This window comes from Kordia sp. (assembly GCF_965283645.1).
In the GTDB taxonomy this organism is placed as follows: domain Bacteria; phylum Bacteroidota; class Bacteroidia; order Flavobacteriales; family Flavobacteriaceae; genus Kordia.
In genome coordinates, this window is the sequence record NZ_CBDIPG010000001.1 from 2,183,641 (window position 1) to 2,197,694 (window position 14,054).

Below are 14,054 nucleotides of genomic sequence, written 5' to 3' on the forward strand. Positions count from 1 at the left end.
ATCAATAGTATATTTACTTTTACACATCTTTTTACGTAACATTTTAGAAAAATCACTACTTATTATAATGAGTATATTTACCTCATTCGTATATAAAATCAAGCCCTTTTTATGTTTCATGCATTCCCTTCAGCATTTTTAAAAAATATTTTATGCTTTTTTGTTTTATTTTCTACACTAACCAGCTATACGCAGGAAAGAGATTCGTTGGCGAAATACTCTTATGAAGAGTTAGATGAGCTTTACCTTGAACATTTATATGACGAATCGAATAAAGCAGAAATATATGCTGAACAGCTTTTCAGAAATGCTCAGAAAAGTGGTGATTTTTCAGATTTATTTAATGCTAACAAACGATATGCAGTTCTAGAAAATAAAAAAGGGAATTATGAAAAAGCTCTTGATTATTTACACATTTCTAAAACTATTGCTACTGAAAAGTTAAAAAATCAGCATCTCGAAACACTTTGTATTTTTTTGATGGGAAAATTCTCGTATGATTATGGAAAATATGAAGAAGCCTTTGAGCACTACACGGAAGCTTATGATTTTTACAACGCTAATAATAAATACATGGCCCAAATGACTTCTCATAATATAGCATTGGTAAAAAATGTTTTAGGAGATCAAAAAGGAGCTTTAAAGATTTTTTTAAAAATCCACGATGCTTATTTAGCTTCCATTCAAGATACAAATACTCACTTTGATCGTTTTTCTTATTCAAATATATTGGGAGCAATTTCTGACACATATCTTAAATATGCTATAAAAGAAAAAAACTTAAAAAACAGTTTGTTAGATTCTGCAGAAGTATATATAAATAAAGGTTTAAAAGAAACAGAACGAATTAATAATGATGCTGGTTATACTTTTTTTTTAACAGAGCAAGGGATTCTAGCTCATGAAAGAGGTAATCAACAGAAAGCAATTTCAACATTAGCTATAGCTGAAACAAGAGCCATTTCAGAAAAAAACAAGAATTTATACCCTAGTATATATTACTATATGGGTAATAGTTTTAAAAACAATAATGATGATGAAAATGCAATCAAATTTTTTAGAAAAGTTGATTCAGTATCTTTAAAAAATGCAATTAACTATCCATTACTTGATAGAACATATCATTCACTTATAAATCTTTATAATAAAAAAGGAGATAATGAAAACGCCTTGAAATATTGGCATTTATTTGAAGAGAATAATAAAATCAATGAACATGTATCAAAAAGTGTTAAAGATGCTATTCACAGAGAATATGATATAAAAGAATTAGAGGCATTAATTGAAAAATTAATTTCTTCAAAAAAAGCAAATTATAATACTGCATTGATAATAATCATTACACTAGTTTTGCTTTTCCTAGCTTATTTCTTTTACAATAAGAATAAACAACTTCAAAACCAAATAAAATTTGACAAACTCCTAAGAGAGTTAGAAACAAAAAAACAAATACTTCCTGTTGAGAAGCAAAAATCAAAATCAACCTTAACTATTGATGAAGAAAAAATACAAAAAATTCTATCTGAACTAGATAAGTTTGAACAGAAAAAACAGTTTTTAGATCTCAATTGTGATTTGGCTTTTGTTGCCAAAAAAGTAAAGACTAACAAAGCCTATTTATCCAAAGTAATTCATTCAGAAAAACAGCAAAAATTCATTCAATACATTACCAATCTTAGAATTAATTATGCATTAGAAAAATTGAAAGAAGATAAGCTTTTCCGTTCGTATGATATTAAATCAATTGCTTCCGAATTAGGTTTTAAGTCACCAGATTCTTTCTCTAGAGCCTTTAAAAACAAAACTGGAATTTACCCGTCGTATTATATTAAAAATATCAATAAAATCAACACTTCCGAAAGCTAATTTAAAACCATAATTATCGAATTACAGGCTACTATTTTTTGTTTTTATAAGCTTCGTCTGTAGATTTGATAAATAATAATTTAAAAAACACATCCCCGTGAAAAAGCAAAAAAAATTAAATTTAGGAAAGATCAAAATTGCAGGAATCAACAATACTCATTCAATTATTGGAGGAGTAGATTCTGTAGCTGGAGTACAAACTTGTAATAATTGTGACACCTACCATTCAGAATGTGTCACCGAGCGCTATTGTGATACAGAATTGTATACTACATGTGCTACAACAACTCAAACAAGAGCACAAAGTGATGCTTGTACACATCGATGTGGTAACGAAATAGATTCTCAACTTTAAACGTTAGAATGTAACAAATATTAAAAGCGCATAAACTTAGTTTATGCGCTTTTTTTGTACACATTTTGCAAAGTTATTCTCAAAAAAAACCATTGACGATACTATTTTCTTAGTTTTACGTTATTAGTTTAGACAAGAACCGATCGTATGCCTACCAAAATTTATTTGAAGCGATTAAAACGCTTTTTCTGCGCTTTATTTTTATTTTTTACCTCTTCTATTTTTGCGCAAAATACTAGTCTCAAAAAAGACTCTATTCATCTGTATAGCTATAAAACATTAGACAGTCTTGCCAGAAAAAATTATTTTCCAAATCCAGGGCTCTCAAAAAAGTATGCCGAAATATCCTTGCGGAAAGCACAAATAGACAAAAATGATGAACGAATTGCCAATGCACTCGTACGTATTGGCATGATGGAAGCTAAATTTAATCGTTTTGAAAATGCTCTTCAACTAATAGATAGTGCCATTACCATTGTAAAAGAAAAGATTGGCGATAAAAACAAAGAACACGAATACCTTTTTTTCAAAGGAAATCTTCATTATGAAAAAGGAGATTATATACATGCTTTGGAATATTTTGACATTGTACAGCGATACAAAAAAAGCATTAATGAAACTAGCTTTGACAGAGACATTAACCACAATATTGCAATCATAAAAAGTCAATTAGAACACTATGAAGAAGCAATTCAACTTTTAAAAGAGAATTATAATTTTCTAAAAGAAAAAGAAGAAATAGAAAAGACAAACTTTCATCCTACACTGTATTTAAGTACACTTGTTTTATTAAACATAGCGTATATAAATACTGCCGAAAAGGAAAAGGATCCTAAGAAGAAAAATATACTTATTGACTCTGCAAATTATTACAACAGCATCGGATTTGAAAAAAGTATTTTTTATGATAAAAGGGATACCTACAACTACTTCGTGTATGCAAAAGGAAGAAGTTTATATCTTCATAAAAACGATACCGAAGCTATTAAAAAATATAAAGAAGCACTTAAAAGGGCAATAGAGATTCCACAAAACCAAATGATTCCAAGCATCTATTTAGCTATCGGTAAAAGCTATGAGAGATTGAATGATTTTGAAAACGCAATCGCCTATTTTAAACAACTAGATTCAATAACTGATACTGAAGGTAAAAGTGCATTTATAAAAGCAAGTATGTATGCTTCGCTTGCAAACATATATATTGAGAAAAAAGACATTTCAGCCGCTAACAAATACTTAAAGTTATTAATTGAAAGCAAAAATGAAAGTTCAGCAATTGCCAATGCTACCATCGAAAAAATACATGAACTTTATGACATCAATGTACTAAAAGATCGAATTAATGTCTTGTCTGAAGAAATAGAGAAAAAACAAAATTGGTTGCAACTATCTATTGTGTCCATCATTACAATTGTATTCCTTTTTATCATTTTAGTATTTTATCAGAGAAAAAAGAAACGAAAAAATCAGCTTCTTTTTCATCAATTAATGCAGGAATTAAAGTCCGTAAAAAAACAAGAAACTACTGTTATTACCAAAGCTACTTCTATTACGGTGAATGACGAGAAAGTCACTAAAATTCTAAAAGCACTTGATGCGTTTGAAGAAAAGAAACAGTTTTTAAATATAAACTGTGATTTAGCATTTGTTGCCAAGAAAGTAAAAACGAACAAAGCGTACTTATCAAAAGTCATTCATGAAGAGAAACAACAAAAATTCATTCAATATATTACCACATTACGAATTGAATATGCTTTACAACAACTACAAGAGGATAAAACATTACAATCATATACAATTAGTGCTATAGCGACCGAATTAGGTTTTAAATCTACCGGAACATTTACAAAAGCTTTTAAAAAGAAAACAGGATTGCTTCCGTCCTATTATATTAAAAAAATAAAAGCTAAAAAAGGATCGTTTTAATGTACGCAAAAGCGCATCTAACACAAAGATTTACAATTAGGTAAAAAAAGCCACAATCAATGATGGTAGCTTATATATTTTAGCTAATAATATTTTTCGTTAGAAATGAAAACCAAATGCACCTGTAACTCCAAATTGTCGTGCATCGATGTTGTTTTTGTAATTTCCACGGAAGTTAAAATCGATTCTAAAGACTTTAAAGATGTTTCCGATTCCTAATGAGTATTCCCAATATATTTGATCGTTTGGTGCAATTCCTTTTGGTGTAATGCTACGAAACGGTAAACTTTGAAATGCTGGCGTATTCATAGCAACGTTTTCTTCTGAAATTCGTCCCCAAACTCCTCTAATTCCTACGATTTCACGTAAATTTAATTTTCGTAAAAACGGAATTCTTGAAAAAATACGTCCGTTAAAATTGTGTTCTATGTGCAATGAAGTATATGTGTCTGTCACAAATTCATAAAAGTTTAATTGTGAAAATGTGTTATGAATAGAGAAATACGCTTGGTTTCCAGGCACTACATTTAGTAAACTTAACGGAACTGTTCCGAATGTTTTTCCAGCTTCTAAAGTTGTGTATGTGCGTCCAAAACCACCAATTTGAAATGGTTGCCTGTAGAATAATTGCACTCTCGAATAATTAAAATCACTGTTAAACAATCCTTCTACTCCTCTACTATAATTTAGATAAATTCTTGGAAAATTGTCATTTACCACTTTTCGTTCAACACCGTGACGAATGGTTTTTCTTCCAGGCGTCATATCAACAGAAAAATTCACTTCCGATTGTACCAATCGATCGTTAACACCATTTGGTGCTTGCGGATCAATGTATGATAAACTAAACGTTGTTGGCGAAGCTGATCGCATGGTTTTGTAGGAACTTCCCAAACGCATGGTTATGTTTTTCCAAGGCTCCATTTGAATAGCTAATGTTGATAAATTTATATTTGTCAATCGGTCACTATTTCCACTTGCAAATAAAGCGGAGGAAGCAAAACTTCTTCCTAAAACATTATCATTAACTGTTAAACTTACACCTGTTTGTTCAACATCACGTCGATTTCCTGCTGAAATTATCAAACGATTTTTTGGGTTTAATAACCATTTTCCAGAAATTCCATATTTAAATCTGTTATCTTTAAAACCATAAGCTCCATATCCTTCAATACGCCATTTATCATTTGGCCCAAAATACGTTCTTCCACCTGCTCGCAAACGAATTCCTTCTACATCATTAAATCCGAATGTGGAAAAAATTGGTCCGTAATCAAGATTGTATTTATCAAATTCTACATAACCAGAAGCTAGTATGGACGCCAAGCTATACAAACGTTTAAACTTTGGAACCGTTTTTAATGTATCTAACATTTTGTAGACACCTTTTTCATCTTTGTTTAATTTTTCCAAACGATTGGCATCCCAAAAGGCATCATCTCGTTGGTAAATTTCTTCATCAAATGGATTAATTTCTTGACTGTAGAATTCAGAAGGTTTTTCTTGATCGAACACGTAATTATCATACAAAGTCGTACGTTTTCCATACACACCTTTTGAATTTTCTTTTTTCTTTAAAGCAAAATCGGACAACATGTAATCACGTTTCAACAAGAAGACTGAATCATTTACAACATCAAACTCTTGTTCTATGTAAATTTCTTTTACCCAGTTAATATTGGCACTTTTACTTGCTTGAAGATTAATTTTTTTGATGGCAAATGTTGAATCATTTACCCAAAAATCACCTTTAAAAGTCAATTCGTTTTTGCGTCTTGGATAAAATATTATATTGTAGCAATATTTGTTATCTATATATGCTGTATCTGCTAATACATAGTTATACGTATTGATTCCTGTACGCGATAACGGACTCGTGAAACTTTTGTCAAAAAACTTCAAATAATTATCGTAAATATCATAATCTGCATACAAATCTTTGATAAAAGCAGTAATTGTTTCATTGCTACTAAATCCTGAATTTTTGTTTCCGATTAAATCTTCTTTGAATTTATTTTTTACGTTATCCCCATATACTTTTGAAACGGCTTCATTAATAAAAATTGGCAAATATGTTTTTCCCGTAACGCTCGATGTATCAATTTCATTAAAAATAAATTCCATTCCACGAAACAGTCTGCTTTTCATCATAGCACTATCAATCGTATTCAAATCAAACTCAACCTTTTCGTATTTGTCATACGCGTATTGTTTAAATTGATTTATACCATTGAAACGCTTTCGTTTCCATATTTTTCGTAAAATATCTATTGCCGGATTGTTCTTTTTGGGTTGTTTTCCGGAAACTACAACAACGGCTTTTAGTTTTTGTCCTTCTTCAAGAACAACTTCCATTTTGTAATTTACACGTTTTGTAAGTTTAATTTCTTTTGTGGTAAATCCTATAAAAGAGATAACAACAATATCATATGTTTTATCAGATTCTAAATAGAAACGTCCATCTTCATTACTAATTGTCCCTTCAATCGAGTTTTTAAACACAACATTGGCAAAAGGTACAGGTTCGCCTGACTCATCTTTAATTAATCCACTTACTTTCGTCTGTGAATAACTTGTATAACAAAATAATAGGGCTAAAAAACAATATAATGTAGTCTTCAAATTTTTATGTTTTAAAAAACAAAAACTTCATCAACAAACATGCCGATGAAGCTTTTTTTATGTTAAAATACTATCTTACTTGTACATAACTTTTTTTACAGCCTTGATAACATCATTTTTATTAGGCAACCATTCTTCCAACAATACTGGAGAATATGGAGCTGGTGTATCAGCTGTATTTATTTTTTGAATTGGCGCATCTAAATAATCAAATGCTTGTGCTTGTACTTGATACACAATTTCGGTAGAAACATTTCCAAACGGCCACGCTTCTTCTAAAATAACCAATCTATTTGTTTTCTTTACGGACGTTATAATTGCCGCACTATCCATTGGGCGAATTGTTCGTAAATCAATAACTTCACAAGAAATACCTTCTTCAGCTAACTCATCCGCAGCTACGTATGCTTCTTTGATAATTTTCCCAAAAGAAACAATTGTTACGTCTGTTCCTTCACGTTTAATATCGGCAACTCCTAACGGAATTGTATATTCTCCTTCAGGAACTTCTCCTTTATCACCATACATTTGCTCAGATTCCATAAAAATAACAGGATCGTCATCTCTAATCGCAGTTTTTAACAATCCTTTTGCATCATATACATTAGAAGGAACAACTACTTTTAAACCTGGACAGTTTGCAAACCAGCTTTCAAAAGCTTGTGAATGCGTTGCCGCTAATTGTCCTGCAGAAGCTGTTGGCCCACGAAATACAATAGGAATATTTAATTGTCCACCAGACATTTGACGCATTTTTGCGGCGTTGTTGATGATTTGGTCAATTCCAACCAATGCAAAGTTAAACGTCATAAACTCAATAATAGGTCTGTTTCCGCCCATAGCAGAACCAACTCCAATTCCTGCAAAACCTAACTCTGCAATTGGTGTGTCAATAACTCTGTCAGCTCCAAACTCATCAAGCATACCTTTTGAAGCTTTATAGGCTCCATTATATTCGGCAACTTCTTCTCCCATTAAGTAAATGCTGTCATCTGTTCGCATTTCTTCGCTCATAGCTTCGGCTACCGCTTCTCTAAACTGTATTGTTCTCATACAATTGATGTTATTTTAAAAAAGTGAAAAACAAAAATAACAATTAATTCCAAAAATGAGAGTTCCTAAATCAAACATTTCTCAAAGTCATGTGTTTTTGTGATAACTTTAATAAAAATGATAAATCTTTACGGAATCTTCGTTAGCTTCAAAATAAAAAAATCATCCTAATTTCTTTGAACTTATAACTGAAATAAACTTCTATAAAAAATAGTCGCAACTATTTCTTATCTAAAACAATAACAAAAATTATAATGCTTAGTATTGCAATTAAATAGTGTATGTGAAGAAAATTATTTTGAAATACGATTGATTTTAAGAAATGTCAATCAAATTAAAAAGAAAACGCTAAGTTTATTATTATAAAAATATGCTGAATTAGCTTTAAAACGACATATATATTGCAGATAATTAAAAAATTTAGTCTAAAAACAAAAAATAATTGAAATTTACTATGCATGCATAGCATTTTTAGAGAAATTATCTGTATCTTCGTAAAAAATTTCAAAAAACACTAAAAATATATAATCCCAATGAAGATATTAGTATGTATTAGTCATGTTCCTGACACTACTTCAAAAATTAATTTTACAGAAGGAGATACTAAATTTGATACCAATGGTGTACAATTTGTAATTAACCCAAATGATGAGTTTGGATTAACGCGTGCAATGTGGTTCAAAGAAAAGCAAGGAGCATCTGTAGATGTTGTAAATGTAGGTGGAGCTGAAACTGAACCAACATTACGCAAAGCATTAGCTATTGGAGCTGATGGCGCTATCCGTGTGAATGCAGAAGCAACAGACGGATTTTTTGTTGCTAAACAATTAGCGGCAGTTGCAAAAAATGGTGGGTATGATTTGGTAATTGCAGGAAGAGAATCTATTGATTATAATGGAGGAATGGTTCCTGGAATGTTAGCTGAATTAATTGATGCTAATTTTGTAAACAACTGTATCAGCTTAGAAGTTGACGGAACTACAGCAAAAGCTGTTCGTGAAATTGACGGAGGAAAAGAAACTTCAAATACATCTTTACCATTAGTAATTGGTGGACAAAAAGGATTGGTTGAAGAAAGTGACTTGCGTATTCCGAATATGAGAGGAATTATGATGGCACGTAAAAAACCTTTAACAGTTGTAGATGCTACAGATGCTGGAAAAGAAACTACTGCTGTAAAATTTGAGAAACCTGCGCCAAAAGGAGCTGTAAAGCTAGTTGATGCAGCTAATATTGATGAATTAATTAATTTACTTCACAATGAAGCAAAAGTGATTTAAGTCGTAAGACTAAATCATTCCGAATTCATTTCGGAATCTTTTGAACTAATCAAATAATATGGTTAATCAGATCCTGAATCAAGTTCAGGATAAATTTTAAAAGAAAAATTTATGTCAGTTTTAGTATATACAGAATCAGATCAAGGAAAACTTAAAAAAGCAGCTTTTGAAGTTGCTTCATACGCAAAAGAAGTTGCTAACCAATTAGGAACAACAGTTACAGCAGTAACTATAAATGCAGAAGATACTGCCGAATTAGGAACATACGGTGTTGATAAAGTATTAAATGTAGTTGCAGACAACTTAAAAGACTTTAACGCTAAAGCGTACGCTTCAGTTGTACAACAAGCAGCACAACAAGAAGGTGCAAAAGTAGTTATTGTAAGCTCAAGCGCAGACAGTAAAACATTAGCACCAGGCTTAGCTGTAGCGTTACAAGCTGGTTACGCTTCTAATGTAGTAGCCGCGCCAACGAGCATAAGTCCTTTTACAGTAAAAAGAACAGCGTTTACAAACAAAGCATTCAACTTTACAGAAATTAATTCTGATGTGAAAATTGTTGGAGTTTCTAACAATGCTTTTGGATTGGTTGAAAACAATGGTGCCGCTACTACGGAATCGTTCTCGCCAAATTTAGATGACTCATTATTTGGAGTAAAAGTTGAAAGCGTAGACAAAGTAACTGGAAAAGTTACCATTGCAGATGCAGATGTTGTTGTTTCAGCAGGTAGAGGATTAAAAGGTCCAGAAAACTGGGGAATGGTTGAAGAGCTAGCAGACGTTTTAGGTGCTGCAACGGCTTGTTCAAAACCAGTTTCCGATTTAGGATGGAGGCCACATGCAGAACACGTTGGACAAACTGGAAAACCAGTAGCTTCTAATTTATACATTGCAATTGGAATTTCTGGAGCCATTCAACATTTAGCTGGAATCAATGCTTCTAAAGTAAAAGTAGTCATCAATACAGACCCTGAAGCTCCTTTCTTCAAAGCGGCTGATTACGGTGTTGTTGGAGATGCTTTTGAAGTAGTACCAGCACTAATCGAAAAATTGAAAGAATTTAAAGCGAATAACGCATAATTTTTTTTAAATTGTGCCCAACTAAGGGCTGTCTAAAATGGTTAATCCCTTTTTTTAGACAGCCTTTTTTTATGTTCATGCATTCACAAACAGATGAGTTTAGTAAAACTAAATATTAAGGGAATTTCATACAGCCAAACACAAAATGGAGCCTATGCGCTTATTTTGAACGAAGTTGATGGAGACCGAAAACTACCTATTGTCATTGGCGCCTTCGAAGCCCAATCAATTGCTATTGCGCTAGAAAAAGAAATAAAACCACCGCGACCATTAACGCACGATCTTTTCAGAAACTTTGCAGATCGATTTGATATTGTTGTCAAACAAGTTATAATTCACAAATTAGTGGATGGCGTTTTTTATTCAAGTATTATTTGCGAACGTGATAAAATTGAAGAAATCATAGATGCGCGTACTTCTGACGCTATTGCGTTAGCGTTGCGCTTTGACGCACCTATTTTTACATACAAAACAATTTTAGACAAAGCAGGAATCTTTCTAAAGCTAACTTCACAAGAAGAGGAAGAAGCCGCCGAAAAAGAAAGTATTGTGGTGGACGAATTGTTCACAGAAGAAGAAACTGAAGTTGTTGAAAATAATCCTGATAACGGATTCAAAACGCTTTCACTTCAAGAATTATACAATATGTTAGATGGTGCAGTAGCAGATGAAGATTATGAAAAAGCTGCCAGACTCCGAGATGAAATTTCTAACAGAGAAAATAAAAAATAAAATCCATTTTATATGCGAAAATTTATAGCAAGTATTCTTACAGTTTTTTGTGTGCTTTTTAGTGTAAATGCACAAGAAATTGACGGAACATGGAACTTTAGCAACATTCAAAATTCGATTGGTGAAAACATCATTCCTATTGCTAAAAATGATAAACTTACGCTTAAAACAGGAGAGTTTCAATATCAACTTGCGGCTAAAAACAATTTAAAAGCTAGCGGAGATTATATCTATCAAAATAATTTATTAGTTTTTTACTACAACCAGCCAACAGATACAATTCGTAAATACAAAATTACTTCATTAACGGATTCTACCTTGGTGTTTAATGAAAAAGGTGTTTCGTATCATTTTACAAAAAAACAAGAAAAAGAAGCACAAGTTACAGCAACTACAAATTCAGAGGTCTCTCAAATTATACCAAGTGAAGGATTTAGCACTAAAAGTTTAATCAGAGGAATTTTAGGAATGTTTGTACTTCTGGTAATCGCTTTTTTATGTAGTAGTAATCGGAAAGCTATTAACTGGAAAACTGTCGGATTGGGACTTGCCTTTCAGTTAATTATTGCTATCGGAGTATTAAAAATTGATGCTGTAAAAAATGTATTTGAAGGAATTGGACAAGTATTTATTAACATCCTCAATTACACAAAAGCTGGAAGTGAATTTCTGTTTGGAGGCATGATGAATGTGGAATCGTTCGGATTCATATTTGCGTTTCAAGTATTACCAACCATCATCTTTTTCTCTGCATTAACTTCCGTTTTATTTTATTTAGGATTAATTCAAAGGTTGGTAAAAGGAATGGCTTGGGTTTTGACAAAAATTTTAGGAATTTCTGGTGCAGAAAGCTTATCCGTAGCTGGAAATATCTTTTTAGGTCAAACAGAAGCACCATTATTAATAAAAGCCTATTTAGAAAGAATGACACGTTCCGAAATTTTGCTGGTCATGATTGGCGGAATGGCTACAGTTGCCGGAGCTGTATTAGCAGCGTACATTGGGTTTTTAGGTGGTGATGATCCTGATTTACAATTGGTATATGCAAAACACTTATTAGCGGCTTCTGTAATGGCAGCACCAGGTGCGATTGTTATCTCAAAAATATTATATCCACAACAAGAAAAAATTGACAACAACATTGAAGTTTCACAAGAAAAAATAGGTTCTAACATTTTAGACGCCATTGCAAACGGAACTACAGAAGGTTTAAAACTTGCTGTTAATGTTGGTGCAATGCTACTCGTTTTTGTAGCGTTTATTGCAATGTTCAATGGTATTTTGGGAGGTCTTGCTGGTTTTGACGGGTTCACTATTACTTCCTTAAATATTGATTGGCATTTTACATCTCTTAATGAAATTATTGCCGCAAATACTCCATATGACTCATTATCGCTTGAATTTATATTAGGGTATCTTTTTGCTCCTTTAATGTGGTTAATTGGCGTTGACAGTCAAGATATGTCACTTATGGGACAATTATTAGGAATTAAACTAGCGGCAAGCGAATTTATTGGATACATACAATTAGCAGAATTGAAAAACGTAGCGAACGCAACGCACTTAACATACAACAAATCTATAATTATGGCAACCTATATGTTATGTGGATTTGCCAACTTTGCATCTATTGGAATTCAAATTGGTGGAATTGGTTCACTTGCGCCAGGACAACGTAAAACATTATCAGAATTTGGTATTAAAGCATTAATTGGTGGAACAATTGCTTCTCTGATTTCTGCTACAATTGCAGGAATGTTGATTGGATAATCATTCAAGCTCACTTCATAAAATTAAACATACAAAGTGCATTTTATCTAGTATACTTATGGATAAAATGCACTTTTGCTTTTGTCAAAAAATAAAATCAACTTTAAAAACTAATAAAAATTGTAAATTGTCGTTTAAAAACGAAAAAATTCGTAAATTTATTTATGGAAAATGCAACAACACATACAAAAGATCAAAAATCAACTACTGATTTCTTCAAAATATTAGATAAAATCATTCAGCCTACTGTTGATAATTTTATTCCTGTTCCAAAAATTCAAACCAAAAACGCACAAGTTGGAGAACAAGGTATTATGTATCAAAATTCTACAAATACTGCAAAAAGTGTGTTTATGAGCGCGAGAACTATCGCACTTGATGCAACCAAAAATAAAAAACAAGAACATTTTCAAAGACGTTTTTTATATTCTGATATTGACACTATTGCATCTGCACGAAATGGAATTGAATTCAATGATTTTAAAGAAGTGTATGATTTATTGAAATTATCCAATGGGAAATGGGCTGAAATTATTGGAATTAGCGAACGCACCATGCAAAGTATTCTTAAAGAAAAAAGAAATCTTGATCAGAATAAATCTGAAAAACTATTGTCTTTTTTAACCTTAATTGAATATGCATTAGATGTTCTCGGAAACGAAAAAAATGTTGAAGAATGGCTCAACTATAAATCTCCAGCTTTACAAAGTAAAGCTCCTATTGAATATGTAGATACTTTTCAAGGCATTAGTATGCTCCGCGAGCAATTATTTAAAATTGATACAGGTAATTTCGTATGATTGTTTACAGAGTTTGCAGTTCTAAATACGCAACTAATATTTCGGGAGAAAGTTCACGAAAACAAAAAAATAATCGTTGGAATTCTTTTGGAACGCCAATGTTGTATACTTCTGATAGTCCAGCTTTGTGTGCTGTAGAAATTCATCAATATCTTCCGCCTTCATTTATTCCAGTAGATTATTCGTTACTTAAAATTGAAATACCAGATGAAGATCATTTATTAATTGATGAAGCATTTTTTGAAGATAAAGTATGGATTGATCAATTGGCAATTACACAAAGGTTTGGTGATTTTTTTATAGAAAAGAAAGAGCATTTAATTATGAAAGTTCCTTCCGCTATGATTTCTTCTTGTTTTAATTATTTAATCAATCCGATGCATAAAGATTTTAACGAAGTAACTATAGTAAATTCAATGACGTTTCCGATGGAAGGAAAACTATTCAGGAAGTAATTATGGCGTAATTAATTATGGTTAATAACCTATTGATAAAATCCAAACACTTTAGTTCAAAATCAAGGCGTTTTTTTTATTTTTACGAACTATAAATTGTATTGCTATACTATTA

11 protein-coding genes are annotated in these 14,054 nt (G+C 31.6%); 9 read left to right on the forward strand and 2 right to left on the reverse strand.

What is annotated here, in order from left to right:
- Positions 1-111 precede the first annotated feature (111 nt).
- The 3 genes from ACQ654_RS09600 (at position 112) to ACQ654_RS09610 (ending at position 4,147) form a co-directional block, all read left to right on the forward strand.
- A complete protein-coding gene (locus ACQ654_RS09600; RefSeq protein WP_430410109.1) occupies positions 112-1,866 on the forward strand; it encodes a helix-turn-helix domain-containing protein in 1,755 nt (584 codons plus the stop codon).
- 97 nt (positions 1,867-1,963) lie between these two features.
- Positions 1,964-2,221: a hypothetical protein gene (locus ACQ654_RS09605; RefSeq protein WP_430410110.1), complete on the forward strand. Its 258-nt coding sequence runs from the start codon at positions 1,964-1,966 to the stop codon at positions 2,219-2,221.
- Between the two features lie 147 nt (positions 2,222-2,368).
- Entirely contained in the window at positions 2,369-4,147 is a 1,779-nt protein-coding gene (locus tag ACQ654_RS09610; protein ID WP_430410111.1) for a helix-turn-helix domain-containing protein, read from the forward strand.
- A 99-nt stretch (positions 4,148-4,246) separates the two neighbouring features.
- On the opposite strand, the gene ACQ654_RS09615 is transcribed toward ACQ654_RS09610, so the two are convergent.
- Both ACQ654_RS09615 and ACQ654_RS09620 read right to left on the reverse strand, forming a co-directional pair.
- On the reverse strand, positions 4,247-6,769 hold the full coding sequence (locus ACQ654_RS09615) for a DUF5686 family protein (RefSeq protein ID WP_430410112.1): 2,523 nt from the start codon (positions 6,767-6,769) through the stop codon (positions 4,247-4,249).
- Between the two features lie 75 nt (positions 6,770-6,844).
- Positions 6,845-7,822, reverse strand: coding sequence for a pyruvate dehydrogenase complex E1 component subunit beta (locus ACQ654_RS09620; RefSeq protein WP_430410113.1), 978 nt, complete (start codon positions 7,820-7,822; stop codon positions 6,845-6,847).
- A gap of 533 nt (positions 7,823-8,355) precedes the next feature.
- Here ACQ654_RS09620 and ACQ654_RS09625 point away from each other — a divergent pair.
- The 6 genes from ACQ654_RS09625 to ACQ654_RS09650 all read left to right on the forward strand — a co-directional run bounded on the left by ACQ654_RS09625 (position 8,356) and on the right by ACQ654_RS09650 (position 13,939).
- Complete coding sequence (locus ACQ654_RS09625; RefSeq protein WP_430410114.1) at positions 8,356-9,102, forward strand: electron transfer flavoprotein subunit beta/FixA family protein; 747 nt, start codon at positions 8,356-8,358, stop codon at positions 9,100-9,102.
- Positions 9,103-9,213: 111 nt separating this feature from the next.
- Positions 9,214-10,182 (forward strand): electron transfer flavoprotein subunit alpha/FixB family protein, encoded by a 969-nt coding sequence (locus ACQ654_RS09630; RefSeq protein WP_430410115.1) that lies wholly within the window; start codon positions 9,214-9,216, stop codon positions 10,180-10,182.
- Positions 10,183-10,275: 93 nt separating this feature from the next.
- The gene (locus ACQ654_RS09635) at positions 10,276-10,914 is read left to right on the forward strand and encodes a bifunctional nuclease domain-containing protein (protein ID WP_430410116.1); all 639 of its coding nucleotides are present in this window, start codon (positions 10,276-10,278) and stop codon (positions 10,912-10,914) included.
- 12 nt (positions 10,915-10,926) lie between these two features.
- A complete protein-coding gene (locus ACQ654_RS09640; protein WP_430410117.1) occupies positions 10,927-12,684 on the forward strand; it encodes a nucleoside transporter C-terminal domain-containing protein in 1,758 nt (585 codons plus the stop codon).
- 164 nt (positions 12,685-12,848) lie between these two features.
- Entirely contained in the window at positions 12,849-13,484 is a 636-nt protein-coding gene (locus tag ACQ654_RS09645; RefSeq protein ID WP_430410118.1) for an antitoxin Xre-like helix-turn-helix domain-containing protein, read from the forward strand.
- Complete coding sequence (locus ACQ654_RS09650) at positions 13,481-13,939, forward strand: RES family NAD+ phosphorylase (RefSeq protein WP_430410119.1); 459 nt, start codon at positions 13,481-13,483, stop codon at positions 13,937-13,939. The genes ACQ654_RS09645 and ACQ654_RS09650 overlap by 4 nt, the downstream gene beginning before the upstream one ends.
- The last annotated feature ends 115 nt before the right edge of the window (positions 13,940-14,054 follow it).